General features: G+C 66.1%; 13 protein-coding genes. 5 read left to right on the forward strand and 8 right to left on the reverse strand.

The window, feature by feature from the left end:
• Positions 1-14: 14 nt before the first annotated feature.
• From ipdE2 to fadD3, 4 genes are read right to left on the reverse strand one after another with little or no spacing between them, the layout of a single operon-like run.
• The gene (gene ipdE2, locus IC40_RS0123495; RefSeq protein WP_030137112.1) at positions 15-950 is read right to left on the reverse strand and encodes an acyl-CoA dehydrogenase IpdE2; all 936 of its coding nucleotides are present in this window, start codon (positions 948-950) and stop codon (positions 15-17) included.
• Positions 947-1903 (reverse strand): acyl-CoA dehydrogenase family protein, encoded by a 957-nt coding sequence (locus IC40_RS0123500; protein ID WP_030137113.1) that lies wholly within the window; start codon positions 1901-1903, stop codon positions 947-949. The genes ipdE2 and IC40_RS0123500 overlap by 4 nt, the downstream gene beginning before the upstream one ends.
• A complete protein-coding gene (locus IC40_RS0123505) occupies positions 1900-3048 on the reverse strand; it encodes an acyl-CoA dehydrogenase family protein (RefSeq protein ID WP_030137114.1) in 1149 nt (382 codons plus the stop codon). Before IC40_RS0123505 ends, IC40_RS0123500 begins: the two co-directional genes overlap by 4 nt.
• 1 nt (position 3049) lies before the next feature.
• A complete protein-coding gene (gene fadD3, locus IC40_RS0123510; RefSeq protein WP_042510084.1) occupies positions 3050-4624 on the reverse strand; it encodes a 3-((3aS,4S,7aS)-7a-methyl-1,5-dioxo-octahydro-1H-inden-4-yl)propanoate--CoA ligase FadD3 in 1575 nt (524 codons plus the stop codon).
• 47 nt (positions 4625-4671) lie between these two features.
• Here fadD3 and ipdE1 point away from each other — a divergent pair, with 47 nt between their 5' ends.
• Positions 4672-5820: an acyl-CoA dehydrogenase IpdE1 gene (gene ipdE1, locus IC40_RS0123515; protein ID WP_030137116.1), complete on the forward strand. Its 1149-nt coding sequence runs from the start codon at positions 4672-4674 to the stop codon at positions 5818-5820.
• A complete protein-coding gene (gene ipdF, locus IC40_RS0123520) occupies positions 5820-6608 on the forward strand; it encodes a (5R,7aS)-5-hydroxy-7a-methyl-1-oxo-2,3,5,6,7,7a-hexahydro-1H-indene-carboxyl-CoA reductase (RefSeq protein WP_030137117.1) in 789 nt (262 codons plus the stop codon). Before ipdE1 ends, ipdF begins: the two co-directional genes overlap by 1 nt.
• A gap of 82 nt (positions 6609-6690) precedes the next feature.
• Here ipdF and IC40_RS0123525 read toward each other — a convergent pair whose 3' ends face one another.
• Positions 6691-8556: a hypothetical protein gene (locus IC40_RS0123525; protein ID WP_042510083.1), complete on the reverse strand. Its 1866-nt coding sequence runs from the start codon at positions 8554-8556 to the stop codon at positions 6691-6693.
• A 448-nt stretch (positions 8557-9004) separates the two neighbouring features.
• On the opposite strand from IC40_RS0123525, the gene IC40_RS0123530 reads away from it, so the two are divergent.
• Positions 9005-9598, forward strand: coding sequence for a TetR/AcrR family transcriptional regulator (locus IC40_RS0123530; RefSeq protein ID WP_030137119.1), 594 nt, complete (start codon positions 9005-9007; stop codon positions 9596-9598).
• Positions 9598-10782, forward strand: coding sequence for a steroid 3-ketoacyl-CoA thiolase FadA6 (fadA6, locus tag IC40_RS0123535; protein ID WP_030137120.1), 1185 nt, complete (start codon positions 9598-9600; stop codon positions 10780-10782). The genes IC40_RS0123530 and fadA6 overlap by 1 nt, the downstream gene beginning before the upstream one ends.
• Here fadA6 and IC40_RS0123540 read toward each other — a convergent pair.
• Both IC40_RS0123540 and IC40_RS0123545 read right to left on the reverse strand, forming a co-directional pair.
• Entirely contained in the window at positions 10779-13481 is a 2703-nt protein-coding gene (locus tag IC40_RS0123540; RefSeq protein WP_030137121.1) for a molybdopterin-dependent oxidoreductase, read from the reverse strand. The two genes, fadA6 and IC40_RS0123540, sit on opposite strands and share 4 nt — an antisense overlap.
• Positions 13478-14302, reverse strand: coding sequence for an FAD binding domain-containing protein (locus IC40_RS0123545; protein ID WP_030137122.1), 825 nt, complete (start codon positions 14300-14302; stop codon positions 13478-13480). The genes IC40_RS0123540 and IC40_RS0123545 overlap by 4 nt, the downstream gene beginning before the upstream one ends.
• A gap of 85 nt (positions 14303-14387) precedes the next feature.
• Here IC40_RS0123545 and IC40_RS0123550 point away from each other — a divergent pair, with 85 nt between their 5' ends.
• Positions 14388-15734 (forward strand): guanine deaminase, encoded by a 1347-nt coding sequence (locus tag IC40_RS0123550; RefSeq protein ID WP_030137123.1) that lies wholly within the window; start codon positions 14388-14390, stop codon positions 15732-15734.
• Here IC40_RS0123550 and hpxO read toward each other — a convergent pair whose 3' ends face one another.
• Positions 15735-16904 (reverse strand): FAD-dependent urate hydroxylase HpxO, encoded by a 1170-nt coding sequence (gene hpxO / locus IC40_RS0123555; protein ID WP_030137124.1) that lies wholly within the window; start codon positions 16902-16904, stop codon positions 15735-15737. It abuts the gene before it with no gap.
• Positions 16905-16907 lie beyond the last annotated feature (3 nt).

A 16907-nucleotide genomic window follows, 5' to 3' on the forward strand; every position in this document is an offset into this window, starting at 1 on the left:
CGGACAACGGCCCCCTAGAAAACTTCGGCTTCCAGACGACGCAGGTGCTCACGGGGCGGCCCGAGCAGCTGGGCGCTGGCATGCGCCCGCTTGAAGTACAGCTGGATGTCGTGCTCCCAGGTGATGGCAATGCCGCCGTGGAGCTGCACCGCTTCGGCGGCCACGTCGGTCAGGGCTTCGCTGGCGAACACCCGTGCCAGCGAGGCCGACGCTGGGGACGGATCGGCGATGGCGTCGTAGATGACCGCCCGCGCCGATTGCACCGTGACGTAGAGATCGGCCATCCGGTGCTTGAGTGCCTGGAAGCTGCCGATCGGCCTGCCGAACTGCACCCGGTCCTTTGTGTAGGCCACCGTGAGGTCGAGCGCTCGGGCGGCGGCACCGATCTGTTCGGCGGCCAGCAACAGGGCAGCGGTGTCGGAAAGGCCGGGATCGGTTCCCAGCGCGGCGGTCTCGCCCGCGGTCACCGACGACAGTCGTCGGGTCAGGTCCATCGTCGCGTGCGGCTGCGCGGTGACATTCGTCCACCTGGTCAGCTCGGTCCCGTCGGCGGCGATCACGATATCGGCGATGTCACCGTTGACGACATACTCGGGATCGAAGACCACCGTGCCGATCGAGGCGCCCTCGGCCAACCCTTCCAACGACTCGTGGTCCCCGGCATGCAGTAGCGCCAGCTCGGCCAGTGTGGTGCCGAGCAGCGGCGTGGGTACCAGCGCCTTACCGAGCTCCTCCAAGACGACGGCGGCGTCGGCGAGCTCACCACCGGCCCCACCGAGGTCATCGGGGATGACCAGCGCCGCGGCACCGACCTGCTCGCACAACAGCTTCCACAGCGACTCGTCGTAGCCGCGGTCGGACTCCATCGCGGTACGGACCGCCTCGGGGGTGGCGTGCTTGTCGACCAGTGCCGCAACAGTGGAGCGCAGCAGTTCGCGTTCTTCACTCACGAAAGGACCTCCAACAGGCGGCGACGGTGCAGGGTCGGGTCACCCCAGGCCGAGCGCAATGCCTGCACTCGAAGGAGCAACAGCGACAGGTCGTGTTCCTGGGTGAATCCGATGGCGCCGTGGGTCTGCAGTGACGAACGCGCTGCCAACAGCGCGGCATCGGCGGCGGCCACCTTGGCCGCGCTCACATCGCGGGCAGTGTCCGGTGAGCCGTCGGCAAGCGCCAACGCCGCCCCGTGGACCAGCGGGCGCGCCATCTCGACCGCGATGTGCACATCGGCGAGCTTGTGCTTGATCGCCTGATAGGAGCCGATCACCCGGCCGAATTGGGTGCGCTGCTTGGCATAGGCCACCGACAGGTCCAGCATCGCCTGTCCCGCCCCGACCAGCTGGGCGGCCGTGGCCAACACCCCGAACTCGTAGGCGCGTGCGGTATCGGCGGACTGTCCGTCCCCGGATGCGTCGACCTCGAAGAGGCGTCGCGTGGGATCGACCGAATCGTGCGCGGAACCCGGTGTCGCCTCGGCCACCCGGCCATCTCCGGCCAACAGCGTCAACCCCGCGAAGTCGGCGTTGACGGCATAGGGCACCTGTGGCGGAAGTGCCACGGTGGCGATCAGCTCCCCGGCAGCCAGTGCCGCGGACCGCTCGTCATCGGCGAGCAGGATGGGTGCCACGGCAACAGATTCGGTGACCGGACCCGGGACGGCCCAGTAACCCAGCCGTTCCAATGCCACCACCAGATCGATCGGTTGAGCCTCGATCCCGTCGAACTTCTCGGCCACCGAGAGGGCGGTCACGCCGAGGTCGGTGAGCTGTGCCCATACCTTGCGGGCGGGGGCAGAGTCACCGTCGGCCCAGGCCCGGATGGCGGACGGGACATCGGCCGCGCCGAGTGCGGCATCGATGCTCGACGCGAAATCACGCTGCTGGTCGTCTATCTCGAAGTTCATGACTTGGGTTTCCCCCCAGAAATCTCACGTGGCAGCCCCAGCAGCCGCTCGGCGATTATGTTGCGCTGGATCTCGTTGGTGCCGGCATAGATCGGGCCGCCGAGCGCGAACAGCAGACCCTCGGTCGTGTGGTCGACGATCTCGGCGTCGGCGCCCTGCAGATCCAGTGCGGTCTGGTGCAGTGCGACATCCAGATCCGACCAGAAGACCTTCGTGACCGAGGATTCCGCGCCGAGTTCACCACCACCGGCCAGCCGGGTGACGGTGCCGAAGGTGTGCAGTCGATAGGCCTGAGCCTTGATCCAGGCATCGGCAACGCGATCGGTGAAAACCGGATCGGGATTGTTCTTCCATTGCTGCACAAGTCGTTCCGCCGGTGCCAGGAATCGCGCGGGGCTGCGCAGGGACATGCCGCGTTCATTGCTCGACGTGCTCATCGCCGCGCGCCAGCCGTCATTCGCCTCGCCGATGACGTCCTCGTCGGGGACGAACACATCGTCGAGGAAGATCTCACCGAAACCGGTATCACCACCGAGCTGGGCGATCGGGCGGACCGTGACACCCTGGGCATGCAGGTCGAACATGAAGTACGTCAGGCCCTTGTGTCGCTGCGCCTGCGGGTCGGACCGGAAGAGGCCGAATGCCCGTTCGCCGAACACGGCGCGCGAACTCCATATCTTCTGACCGTTGAGCAGCCAGCCGCCGTCGGTGCGGGTGGCGGTGGAGCGCAGCGATGCCAGGTCACTACCCGACTCGGGCTCGGACCACGCCTGCGCCCAGATCTCCTCGCCGCTGGCCATTTTGGGCAGCACCCGGTCCAGCTGTTCTTCTGTACCGTGCGCGAAGAGCGTCGGCGCCAGCATCGAGGTGCCGTTGGCGCTGGCTCGGCCGGGGGCACCGGCGCGGAAGTACTCCTCCTCGAACACCACCCATTGCAGCAGGCTGGCATCCCGGCCGCCGTACTTCTGCGGCCAGGCGATCACCGACAACCCGGCGTCGAAGAGCACCTTGTCCCAGGTCCGATGCTGGTCGAATCCCTCACGGGTGTCATAGGACTTGGTGGGGAAGTGATCACGGTTGGCGTCGAGGAATTCGCGGACCTCGTGGCGGAAAGCCTCGCTGTCCTCGTCGAATGTCAGGTCCATCTCAGCTCCTCCCGTCGAGTTCACGCAGCATCGGTTTGACCACTTTGCCTCCAGGGTTGCGTGGCAGCACGTCGAGGAACACCACCGAACGGGGCACCTTGAAATTCGCCAGATGTGTACGGGTGTGGGCGATGACGGTCTCCTCGTCGAGACCGGCACCGGGCTTGGCCACCACGAAGGCCCTGCCGACCTCGCCGAGGCGTTCGTCGGGGACGCCGATCACCGCGGACTCGGCCACCCCCTCGAGACGCGCCAGTACCTGTTCGATCTCGGCGGGGTAGACATTGAACCCACCGCAGATGTACATGTCCTTGAGTCGGTCGGTGATGGTGAGATTGCCTGCGTCGTCGAGCTTCCCGATATCGCCGGTGTGCAACCAACCCTCGTCGTCGATGGCGGCCGCGGTGGCCTCCGGATCATCGAGGTAGCCGAGCATGACGTTCGGCCCGCGCAGTAGAACCTCGCCGGACTCGTCGATGCGAAGATCGAAGTCGGCGATGGGGCGCCCGCAGGTGGTGGCCACGGTGACGGCATCGTCATCGGCTCGGCACATGGTGCCGAAGCCGGCCGCCTCGGTCAATCCGTAGGCGGTCAACACGATCTCGATGTCGAGCTCGGATTGCATCCGTTCGATCAGCACCACGGGCACGACGGCGGCCCCGGTCACCGCGAACCGCAGCGACGACAGGTCATAGTCCGCACGGCGTGGGTGGTCCAGCAGGGTCTGGTAGATCGTGGGCGGACCCGGCAGCACGGTGATCCGGTGCTCGGCGACGGCCTTCATGGCCTGCTCGGGATCGAAGGTGAGCAGGGGATAGAGCGTGGCTCCGGTTTGCAAGCACGCGAGAATGCCTGCCTTGTAACCGAAGTTGTGAAAGAACGGGTTGATGCACAGATAGCGGTCGGTGCTGCTGACCTGGCCGCACGCCGCCCAGGCGGCCGAGGCGTCCAGCGACTGCCGGTGCGCGCACCGCACGCCCTTGCTGCGGCCGGTGGTGCCGGAGGTGAACAGGATGTCGGACACGTCGTCGGGGGAGACCGCGGCGACGCGGACGTCGACCGCCGCCAGCGCATCGGCCTTGTCGCCGCGGGCCATGAACTCGTCCCAGGTGCCGTCCTGCGCGTCGATGGGGATCCGCACGATATCGCGCAGCGCGGGCAGCGCGGCACGGTCGAGCTGTCCGGTGCGGTCTGCGCCGAGGAACTCCCCGGCGGCGATCAACAGTGGAGTGCCTGTGCGGGCAAGGATGTCGGCCGCCTCGGAGGCGGTGTAACGGGTGTTCAGTGGGACCACGATGGCGCCCGCATAGTGGGTGGCCAGCGCGGCGACCACCCAATGCCAGGTGTTCGGCGACCAGATGGCCACGCGGTCGCCGGCGGCCACTCCGAGATCGATCATTGCCGCGGCCGCCCGCCGGACCTCGTCGCGGAGCTGCCGGTAGGTGAGACGTCGGTCGGCCGTCACCACCGCGTCGTGGTCGGAAAACTGCACGGCAATCCGGTCCAGGACCGCCGGAACGGTTCTGATTCCCCGGTCGCCGTGCTCCTGCCCACCGGCCTGCGGGTCGCTCGTCATTGACGCTCCTCTAACAAAGCAAGTGCTTGGTAGGTTAGCCTACAAGGGTGATTGAGGTCGAGGAGTTCCGGGCCGAGGTCCGGCAGTGGCTCGCCGACAACCTCGTCGGCGAATATGCAGCGCTCAAGGGCCTCGGCGGCCCGGGTCGTGAGCATGAGGCCTTCGAGGAACGCCGGGCGTGGAATCAGCATCTGGCCGCGGCAGGCCTGACCTGCCTGGGCTGGCCCGAGGAGCACGGTGGCCGCGGTCTGACCGTCGCGCATCGGGTGGCCTTCTATGAGGAGTACGCCAAGGCCGACGCACCGGACAAGGTGAATCACCTCGGTGAGGAACTGCTCGGCCCGACGCTGATCGCCTATGGCACTCCCGAACAGCAGCAGCGTTTCCTGCCGGGCATCCGGGATGTCACCGAGCTGTGGAGCCAGGGGTACTCCGAGCCCAATGCCGGTAGCGACCTGGCCAATGTGTCGACCACTGCTGTGCTCGACGTTGACCACTGGGTGCTCAACGGACAGAAAGTCTGGACATCGCTGGCGCACTGGGCGCAGTGGTGCTTCGTGGTCGCGCGATCCGAGAAGGGGTCCAAGCGACATGCCGGGCTGTCTTTCCTGCTGGTGCCGCTGGATCAGCCGGGCGTGCAAATCCGCCCGATCATCCAGCTGACCGGCGACTCCGAGTTCAACGAGGTGTTCTTCGACGACGCCCGCACCGAGGCCGCCCTGGTCGTCGGGGAACCCGGCGACGGCTGGCGGGTCGCGATGGGCCTGCTGACCTTCGAGCGTGGTGTGTCCACGCTGGGCCAGCAGATCCGTTATGCCCGTGAGCATTCCAACTTGGTAGACCTCGCCAAGCGCACCGGCGCCGCCGATGACCCACTGATCCGCGAGCGACTGACCCGATCCTGGACCGGCCTGAAGGCGATGCGTTCCTATTCGCTTGCGACGATGGACGCCGAACAACCTGGTCAAGACAATGTGTCGAAGTTGTTGTGGGCCAACTGGCATCGCGAGCTCGGCGAGATTGCGATGGACGTGCAGGGGACCGCTGGACTCACCCTCGACAATGGCGAATTCGACGAATGGCAGCGGCTGTACCTGTTCTCCCGCTCCGACACCATCTACGGCGGATCCAACGAGATCCAGCGCAACATCATCGCCGAGCGGGTGCTCGGCCTACCACGAGAGGCCAAAGGCTGATGAGCCTGTCAGAAGTACCCGAAGAGATTGCCGGACACGGACTTCTGCAGGGAAAGGTCGTCCTGGTCACCGCGGCGGCCGGTACCGGGATCGGGTCGACCACCGCCCGGCGGGCCCTGTTGGAGGGCGCCGACGTCGTGGTCTCCGATTTCCACGAGCGTCGGCTCGGTGAAACCCGAGAGGAGCTGGCGGCGCTGGGACTGGGCAAGGTCGACGCGGTGGTTTGCGATGTCACCTCCACCGCTGCCGTGGACAACCTGATCACCGAATCGGTGCAGAAGGCGGGCCGCCTGGACGTTCTGGTCAACAATGCCGGGCTCGGTGGGCAGACCCCCGTCATCGACATGACCGACGACGAATGGGACCGCGTCGTCAACGTGACGCTGACCTCGGTCATGCGGGCGACCCGGGCCGCGTTGCGCTACTTCCGGGACGCCCCGCACGGCGGGGTCATCGTCAACAACGCCAGCGTGCTCGGCTGGCGTGCCCAGCACTCGCAGTCGCATTACGCCGCGGCCAAGGCCGGCGTCATGGCGCTGACCCGCTGCAGCGCAATCGAAGCCGTCGAGTACGGGGTCCGGATCAATGCGGTGTCCCCGAGCATCGCGCGGCACAAGTTCCTGGAAAAGACGTCGTCTGCAGAGCTGCTGGACCGTCTCGCCGGCGACGAGGCCTTCGGCCGCGCGGCGGAGCCCTGGGAGATCGCGTCCACCATCGCCTTTTTGGCCAGCGATTACTCCAGTTATCTGACCGGAGAGGTCATCTCGGTCTCCAGTCAGCGCGCCTGACCGACCGGCAGCCGACCGAAAACACCACGCCGCAGCGGCCCGGACCGGGCGCTGCGGCGTGGTGCTCTGATATCGGTTCCGGTCAGTCGGTGCTGTCGCTTCCGGCGGACGCACTCCGGTCGGGCCCTTCGGAACGGTCGGTCGACTCGTTGGCCGCGGCGGTTTCGGTGGACACCGATTCGGTGACGGTGGCCGCAGCGGTGCCCGACCCGTTCGTCCGCGCATCGGTCTTGGCGGTGTCCTCGGTTCCGTCGGTGGTGCCTTCGGATTCGGCACTCTCGGATGCGGAGGAGATGAACGCCGCCCGGTCGGACTCGGTGGTCTCCGAGTCGTCGGAATCCAGTTCAGTGGTGGAGGTTTCGGTGACCTTGGTCAGCTCCTCGCTCGACTCCTCCGTCACCGCTGCCGTCTCCTCGGATGCGGTCTCCTCGGATGCGGTCTCGTTGGTGGTGTTGTCGTTGGTGGTGTTGTCGGCGACCAACGACGCGGAGGCCTCGCCGCCCTCCGGACCGGCACCGAGGGTGTCGGCAGTCGCGCCGGCCGGAGCCACCGGGTGATAGTTGAGCAGGTTGTCGATGATGGTCCTGGCGTTCTCGTTGACGCCGTTCAGGCCGGTGCTGATGTTGGTGATGACACCGTTGATCCCACCGATCACGTTGTTGGCGACGATATCGCGGACCGAATTGACCGCCGTGTTCACCGCGGCGCCCAGGTTGACCACCAGTTCAGCGGCCTGGCCGAGGCCGATCTGGGTGAGTGCCGCGGCGACGGTCGCGGCGAGATTGGTGGTCAACTCGGTGACGAGACCGGCGGTGGTCCGGGTGACCCCGGCCAGCAGGCTGCCGGGAGTGGTGAGCAGCGAGGTGCCGATCGTGATACCCGCACCCGTGACGTCGAATCCGCCGTTGAACAGTCCACCCAGCGCGGTGGTGTAGCTGGCCAGATCGAGGGGGTTGGATCCGATGGCGTCCAGTGCGACGTTGAGGCCGGTCTGCACGCCGATCACGGCTTTGGCCGTGGCATCCGTGATCGGTGACAACGCACCGAGCAACGGGAATCCGATCTCGACCAGCCCGTTCAGGACGCCGGCGTTGTTGATGATCTTGATCGGGTTGATGGCGAGACCCTGGATGACACCGACCACTCCGGTGAGCAGCTGACTGCCGCTCTGCTGGGCGAGCGTGTTCAGCGCGGCGTTCAGCGAGTCCACGGCGAGATTGACCTGGCCGGTGATCCCACTGAAGCCAAGGCCGACGACGCCGATGACCCCACCGAGGGTCGCATTCAGCGCGGTCGACAAGAGGCTGTTGGTGCCGGCAGGTCCGGACAACAGGCCGGTGTCATGGTTGGGGTCCTGTCCCACCAGGCTGTCGCCGATGATGTTCACCACGCCGGCCAGCAGACCGGTGTAGCTGGACAGCTTGAACGGGTTGTTGATCACATCGGTGATGGCGTAGAGCGCGGTGTTCAGCGAGCCGATGAGCGTGCTGCCGATGATGTTGGTGATATCACCCGGCAGCGTGACGGTCGCACCGGCGATCCCGTTGATGCTCTCTGCAGTCATCGCCAGGCTGGCCTGGGAGTAGTTGCTGACCGCGGTCACCAGCGAGCCGAGGACTCCAGTTCCAGCGGCAGCGACGATGGGGTCCCAAAAGCCGGTGTTGAGGCGCTGGGCCTCGGCGAGGGCACCGGCGAGGGTGTCGGTGGTGAAGGTCTCGACCGATCCGATGCCGTTGGTGATATCGGCGAGACCGGTGCGCAGCGCGGCGATCAACCGGTCGACGTCGGCAGGGTTGATGACCGCAGCCAACTGCACCTCGGCGGTGCTGACCTTGGGGATCGCAATGGTGTGGCCCTCGGTCGGGACCATCAGCGGGGTGAGCGCGATGGCGCTGGCCGCTGTCAGGGCGACTCCCGCCGTGAAGTAGGGACGGGCTGAAATCTCCATATGCGGGTACCCCTTGAAACTGGTCAGTTGTATCGAATAGATCACGGTGAGCTTATGGAGCGCGGACCCGGCGCAGTCGTATTTTGCGAGAACGTCAGTTCTGGCTAGTTCGCACACGAATTAGCTGAACCGGCGGTACCGAGGTCTTTCGATCCGGTGATGGACCGCGGTCTGGGCGCCGCCGTCGCGATGCGGAGATTGCTGCGAAGGGCGGCCTTCCAGCGTTCATGCAGATGCTGCACAGGAAGCCGTGTTACGGGAGCATTGCCGGAATCTCACCGATCGAGCCGTCGCGGTGAACAAGTGTGCACGCAGTGCGGGCGGACGGGGATGCGCTGGACGCGATCCGGTGTGACCAAGGTCACACATTGCGCGCTGTGGATGACCGGTGCGCTGCGCAGCATGGGCCATCTCGACCTAGCAAGTGCTTGGTTGGTACGCTATGTGAATGACACAGCCGGCAAGCCGTCGCGATGAGCTGCTACAGCTCGCCGCGACGATGTTCGCCGAGCGCGGCCTCAAAGCCACCACCGTGCGAGATATCGCCGATTCGGCGGGCATCCTGTCGGGCAGTCTCTATCACCATTTCAAATCCAAGGAACAGATGGTCGAGGAGGTCCTGCGGGACTTCCTCGACTGGCTCTTCGAGCGTTATCAGCAGGTCCTTGCGACCGAATCGACGCCGCTGGACCGACTCAAGGGACTGTTCATGGCGTCCTTCGAGGCGATCGAACACCGTCACGCACAGGTGGTGATCTATCAGGACGAGGCCAAACGGCTGTCAGCGTTGGATCAGTTCGGCTTCGTCGACGAGCGCAACCGCGAGCAGCGAAAGATGTGGGTGGACCTTTTACACGACGGGGTCGCCGACGGGTCGTTCCGCCCCGATCTCGACGTCGACCTGATCTATCGCTTCATCCGCGACACCACGTGGGTCTCGGTGCGTTGGTATCAACCCGGTGGACCGCTCACGGCCGAAGAAGTCGGCCGCCAGTACCTCGCCATCGTTCTCGGCGGCATCACCACAGAAGGAGTCTCGTAATGGCCTCGACCTCAAAAGCAGTGGCGTCAGAAGCATTCGTCATCGACGCCGTACGCACGGCGATCGGAAAGCGCAACGGGTCGCTGGCCGGCGTGCATCCGGTCGACCTGGGCGCCACCGCCTGGCGCGGACTCTTCGATCGCAATGACGTCGACCCCGGTGCCGTTGACGACGTGATCGCCGGTTGTGTCGACGCGGTGGGCGGGCAGGCCGGCAATATCGCCAGGCTGTCCTGGCTGGCCGCCGGCTTCCCCGAGGAAGTTCCCGGCGTGACCGTCGACCGCCAGTGCGGTTCCAGCCAGCAAGCCATTTCCTTTGGTGCACAGGCGATCATGTCCGGTACGGCCGATCTCATCGTGGCCGGCGGCATGCAGAACATGAGTCAGATCCCGATCAGCTCCGCCATGATCGTCGGCAAGGAGTTCGGGCACACCTCGCCCACCAACGAGTCCAAGGGCTGGCTGCACCGCTATGGCGATCAGGAGATCTCGCAGTTCCGCGGATCCGAACTGATCGCCGAGAAATGGAACCTGTCCCGCGAGGACATGGAGCGCTACGCCCTGGCCAGCCACCAACGGGCCCAGGAGGCGATCCGGGCAGGTTACTTCGAGAACGAGATCATCCCGGTCCAGGTCGACGGGACCTCCTTCGTCACCGATGAGGGTCCCCGCGACACGACCCTGGAGAAGATGGCCGGACTCAAGACCCTTGTCGACGGTGGCAAACTGACCGCCGCCATGGCCAGCCAGATCTCCGACGGTGCCAGCGCGGTGCTGCTGGCCTCCGCGGACGCGGTCAAGCAGCACGGCCTCACCCCGCGCGCCCGGATCCACCACATCAGCGCCCGCGGCGCCGATCCGGTGTACATGCTCACCGGGCCGATCCCGGCCACTCACTACGCGCTGCAGAAGACCGGACTGTCCATCGACGATATCGACACCGTCGAGATCAACGAGGCGTTCGCTCCCGTCGTCCAGGCATGGATCAAGGAGACCGGAGCGGACCCGGCCAAGGTCAATCCCAATGGCGGAGCCATCGCGCTCGGCCACCCGCTCGGGGCCACCGGCGCCAAGTTGTTCGCCACGATGCTCAACACTTTGGAGCGCACCGGCGGACGTTACGGTCTACAGACGATGTGTGAGGGCGGCGGCACCGCCAACGTCACCATCATCGAACGGCTCTAGGGCTGCGCGGAGCGCAGCTCCCGCCACACCCTGGCCGGTGTCATCGGTAGCCGACGCATGCGCGCACCGCATGCGTCGGCTATTGCGTTGGCCAGCGCAGGGGCGACCGGGTTGTACGGGGATTCGCTCATCGACTTGGCGCCGAGCGGTCCCAGCTCGTCATAGGTGTCGGCGAAATACACCTCGGTGAACGGAACATCGGCGAACTGGGGGATGTGGTAGTTGCGCAGCGTCGCGGTGGTCACCACTCCGTCGGGGTCGATCTGGATCTCCTCGAACAGTGCCGAACCGATCGCCTGTGCCACACCGCCTTCCACCTGACCACGGCACTGCTGGGGATTCATCACCACTCCGGCATCGGCAGCATGGACCGACTGCAGGATCCGGATCTCGCCGGTCGCGGTGTTCACCGCGACCCGGAATGCCTGCACGTTGAACGCGACCGACCGCGGCGTGCCGTCGTGCATCGCCGTAGAACTCATCGGTGTCGGCAGCGCCGAGAAGTCCACCAGGCGATCACCGCACTGAACACCGTTGCGTCCCAGCGTGCATGCCGCGGGGTCGACTCCGCTCAGTGTGCTGGCGGCTGCGGTCAACCGGGTGCTCAACCGCCGACACGCCAACAGGGTCGCCCGGCCGGCGACCACGGTTCCCGCCGAGCCGAATGCCCCGGTGTCGTAACCGGCGGTGGCGGTATCGGATTGGCGAACCATGATCCGTTCGGGCACCGTGCCCAGTTCGGTCGCCGCGATCTGCGTGTGCACCGTCGTGGTGCCGTTGCCGAACTCGGTGGTCCCCACATCGAGGGTGTACACACCATCGGCATCGACGGTCACCGTCGCCTCGCCGTAATGCCCGCGCGGCGGGATCGTGGCGATCATCGCCACCGCCATTCCCTCGCCGACCGCCCACCCGGCCGGTGGGACAGCACCGTTGCCGGCCCGCAGCGCATCCTGGGCGAGGTCCAGGCATTGATCGAGGCCGTAACTACCGAAGGTCAGGTCATCGTCGAGGATGTGGGAGTCCACGAACCGGTCACCGGGAACGACGACATTGCGCCGCCGGAAGTCGAATGGGTCGATTCCCAGTCGATGCGCCAACTCGTCGATCGCGGATTCGACGGCGAACATCACCTGCCCGAGCCCGTAACCGCGAAACGCGCCGGATGGGAGATTGTTCGTGTAGACGGCATGAGCGTCCACCCGCTTGTTCGGACTGCGGTATACCGCAACCGATTCCCCGCACCCGTGGAACATCACCCCGGGACTGTGGTTACCGTAGGCGCCCGCGTCGACCAGTGCATCCACGGCCAGGGCGGTGAGAACACCCTCGGCATCGGCGGCGACGGTGACGTCCACCCGGAACGGGTGCCGGCATGGCGCGACGGTGAACTGATCGGTGCGGCTGAACTCATAGCGCACCGGCCTGCCCAGCCGCAGCACGGCCATCGCCACCAGATCCTCGGTCAGCATCTCCTGCTTGCCACCGAATCCGCCACCGACGCGTCGGGTGAACACCCGCACCCCGTCCGGTTCCAGTCCGAAGATATGGCACAGTTCATCGCGTACCAGGAAGGGGACCTGCGAGCTGGTTCGGATCACCAAGCGCCCGTCGGGATCCCGCCATCCGGTGCAGCCATGGGTCTCCAGATGCACATGCTGTACCCGCTGGGTCTGCCAGCGGCCGCGCACGACGGCACCCCCGGCCGACTCGGCCGCCGCGATACCGTCCTGAACCGAACCCACCTCGCCGTGCAGTTCGGCGACCAGGTTGCGCGCCGGATCGCCGATGCGGGATTCGGGTCCCTTGTCGGCATGCAGCGCCGGCGCGCCCGGCGTCCGTGCGGCCTCCGGATCGAACACCGCGGGCAGGATCTCATAGTCGACAACGACCGCCCGGCAGGCTTTTTCGGCCGTGCCCGGATCATCGGCGATCACCGCGGCCACCCGCTGGCCGACGAAACGTACGGTGTCGTCGAGGATCACGGTGTCGTCAGGATCGTCATCTCGTGATTCGTGGCGGGCCGTCGAGAATCGGACCGGTGGGCTGTCATGGTGCGTCAGGATCAGTCGTACGCCCGGAATCGACTGGGCCACCTCGATGTCGATCGACCGGATGCGGGCGTGTGGCACCGGACTGTGCAGCACCGCCAGGTGCAGCAATCCTTCCGGTGTCTCGTCCATCGTGTACTGCTCGGTGCCGGTGACCACTGCGGCACCGGCGGGCGCACCGATCGATCGACCGACATCGCTGCCACCGGGTTTCTCGGTATTCGTGACGCCGGCTATCGCGTCCCCGATGGCGCGATAGCCGGTGCACCGGCACAGGTTTCCCTTGAGCTGCTGAGGTAGGTCGGTGGAACCGGCGGGGGGCAGTGCCGCCGCGGTGGTGACCATGCCCGCGGTGCAGAACCCGCACTGGAATCCCGCGGCTTCCAGGAAACGTCGCTGTACCGGATGCAGGTTCTCGGGTGTGCCCAGGCCCGCGACGGTGGTGACGTGGCGCCCGTCCGCCCGGAAGGCGGGAAACACACAGGAATGCACGGGATCACCGTCCACCAGCACCGAACAGGCACCGCAGTCGCCGGCATCACAGCCCTTCTTCACCTCGAAGTGGCCATGCTCGCGCAGGTAGGTACGCAGACACTGGCCGGGACGCGCGGTGTCGGTGCAGTCGCTGCCGTTGACCGTAACCTTCATGTCAGCTCGGTACGAATCTGTTCGGCCAGGGTCAGCGTCACCGCCCGCCGCCAGTCCGGGTCACCGTGCACATCGCGGGTGATGTCCTGCTCGGCGATTTCTCCCAGCGCGTCACGCAGATCGGCGGCGGTGGGCAGGGCGTCGAAGCGGAACACCAGCGGGCGCACCGTGGCTGCGGTGACGGAGACCACGAATTCCCCGTCGGCCTGGCGCCGTCCGATGACCACGGCGCTGGACCGGCCCAGCGGCGACGGGGCGAGCTTGCGATAGGCGGTGCGCGCTGTGAGCGCGCGGGCAGGTATCTGGACCGAGCGCAGGAGATCTCCGGGCTGCAGCGCATTGCGGGAGTCGCCGATGACGAAGTCGGTGATCGGTAGGACACGATCGGACCCATCGGGGCCCCATACGGTGACGGTGCCGTCGAGAGCGGAGACCAGGGAGATCATCGCCCCGGCGGGAAAGGACAGGCAGATGTTGCCCCCGACGGTGGCGGTGCGCCAGATCTTGGCCGAGGCCAACAAGGCGGTACAGCACTGCGCGAACAGCGGAGCCGCGATCCAGTGCGGTCGGGCGGACGGCAGCAGTGTCGAGAGCCTGCCGAGTTCGGCCACCGTGCAGGTCGCCGCGAGTTCCACGCCCTTCTCGCTCAGCGTGACCGGTGCCCATCCCAGTCCGGTGATGTCGACAAGGCGGGATACGGCGGGCTGTGGCTCGGAGAACAGCCAGGTGCCACCGGCCAGGATGGCGTCGGTCGACCTCAGTGGCCACACCTCGTCACGGCGGGCGGGCGTGCGCACCGCCTCGACGCTGTTGAGGTCCATCTGACGACCCTAAGGGCAACATGATGGCCCCGCAGCCCGAAACCGTCGAACTGCGCAGTCGTGCAGACACTGTGACAATCAGGGGATGCGCGTGTACCGCGGACACCTGATTCACATCGGCGGGTCACCAGAGTTGACGCAGGCACGGGACCACCTCGTGAGCATTCCCGACGGGGTGCTCGCGGTCGACGATACCGGCATTATCGGCTTCAGCGGCCGATACGACCGGTTGCCGGCCCGCTATGCCGAGGCCACGGTGGTGGACTGCCGTCCGGGCTTCCTGCTGCCGGGATTCATCGACACACACCTGCACTTCCCACAGACCCGCTGCACCGACTCCTACGGTGGCGGGCAGCTGTTGGACTGGTTGCAGCGCTGCATCTTTCCCGCCGAGGCGATGCTGGCCGACACCGAGTACGCACGTGCCGTGGCCGGCGACTTCTGCGCGCGCCGGATCGCGGTCGGCACCACCACCGCGATGGTGTTCGGCTCGGCGTTCCCCGAGGCCCAGGACGCGCTCTTCGAGGAATCCTGCCGCACCGGTCTGCGCACGGTGTCGGGGCGGGGCATCCAGACGGTGGGCCCGGAGGCGGCATCTCCGCTGATCACCACCGAGGATGCCGCGATCACGTTGACCGACAGCGAGATCCGGCGTTGGCACGGAGCAGGATCCGGACTGGTCGGTGTCGCGGTGATACCGCGTTTTGCACTGTCGGTCACCGCCGCCACCCTGCACGGACTGGGTGAGCTGTATGACTCGGTTCGGGTTGGTGGCGTCTACTTTCATACCCACCTGTCCGAAAACACGGACGAGATCGATTCGGTCCGTTCCAGTTTCGGTGTGCGGGATTATCTGGATACCTACGACGGACGGCTCACGGGTGGCGTTCGCTCGCTGTTGGGCAGGCGAAGTGTCTTCGCGCATGCCGTGCACTGCAGCCAGAACGAACTTGCTCGGTTGGCCGAGACCGGGAGCTCGGTGGCACATTGCCCGACCTCGCAATTGTTCCTCGGGTCGGGCACAATGCCGTGGCGTCGAACCGCCGATGCCGGCGTGAACATCGCCCTGGGTACCGATATCGCCGCGGGCGACGAGTGGTTGATCCCGCGTGTGCTCAACGACTGCTTCAAGGTTCATATCAGCGAGCCGGCCGGACAAGGGCTGTCGATAACGCCTGCCGAGCTGCTCTACACGGCGACGCTGGCGGGAGCGCGGGCGCTGGACATGCAGGACCGAATCGGCAACCTCGACGCAGGCAAGGAAGCAGACTTCGTGGTGATCGACCCTGATCGGCAGGTGATGTTGCCGGAGGTATTGGCGCGCATCGACTCCGAGGACACCGACCGGCTGCTGTTCACGCTGCTGATGGGTATGCGCGAGGATGCCGTCGATCAGGTCTACGTGCGCGGTCGCCTACTGACCGCCGGGTAGCTAGTCGGTGGCAGGGGTGAGCGGCCCACCGAGAATATTGCCCGCGATACCGCGGAGGATGTTGGTGCCGTCCTCGTTTCGCAGCTCCTCGTACCATTGCGCGGTCAGCTCGGGATCCTTGGCATGGGTGACGTCACAACGTTTACGGGCCCGCAGGACGAGCTCGCCCGCTCGTGCGACACGGGCCTCCTGATATGCGATCAATGCCGCGTGTACGTCGTCGGGATGGTCTTTGAAAGCCCATTGCAGTGCGATGGCGTCCTCCATGGCTGAACAACCACCCTGCCCGATATCGGGTGTGGTGTTGTGCGCCGCATCGCCCAGCACCGCCACCCGCCCCTTCACCCAGGTGTCGAAGGGGTCCAGATCAAGGATCTCGACCCGGTTGGTGGTCTGCGGATCCAGCGCGTCGATCAGGGTCTGCACCCCCGGAGCCCAGTCGGCGAAGTGTCCTCGCAGCACCTCGCGGGCACTGCCCCGGCGGTAGGGCAGGCCCTGCTCCTCGACGACATCGAAGAAGAAATAGAAGCGCCCGTCGGATACCGGCATCACCGAAACCCGCTTGCCGTCACCGACATAGGTGGTCCATTCGGTAGCCGGACCAATCGCGTCGTCGGTGGCGACCAAGCCGTTGTAGTTCACGTAGCCGGCGTAGCGTCGCGTCACCGGGGTGCCCAACACGTACTCGCGGGTGATCGAGCCGGCCCCGTCCGCGCCGATGATCGCATCGGCCTGGATCGTCGTACCGTCGGCGAAGAGGGCCCTGGCGGCGTCGGGACCGTCGCTGACCTCGACCATGGTCATACCGAACGTGATGTCATCCATCCCGTAGGCCTGCATCAACATCAGTTGGAGTTCGGCCCTGGCGATGGGGTAGGGGCGTTGACCGACCTCGTCGATCAAGGGTTGCATCGAGAATCGGCACATCGTCGCACCACTGTGCCCATCGACGTAACTCATCGTCTCGACCAGCCCGCCGAGCTGTTCGGTCTCCTCGCGCAGGCCCAGATAGTTCAGGCATTTCACCCCGTTGGACCACACCGAGATCGCCGCACCCACCGGCTTGTTCTCGGTGACGCGCTCGTAGACGGCGGTGTCGATACCGATCTGGCGCAGTGCGATGGCTGCGCTCAATCCGCCCATGCCTGCGCCGATGATGGCGACCTTCAATGG

Source organism: Mycolicibacterium neoaurum ATCC 25795 (assembly GCF_000691525.1).
GTDB classification, from domain to species: Bacteria; Actinomycetota; Actinomycetes; order Mycobacteriales; family Mycobacteriaceae; genus Mycobacterium; species Mycobacterium neoaurum.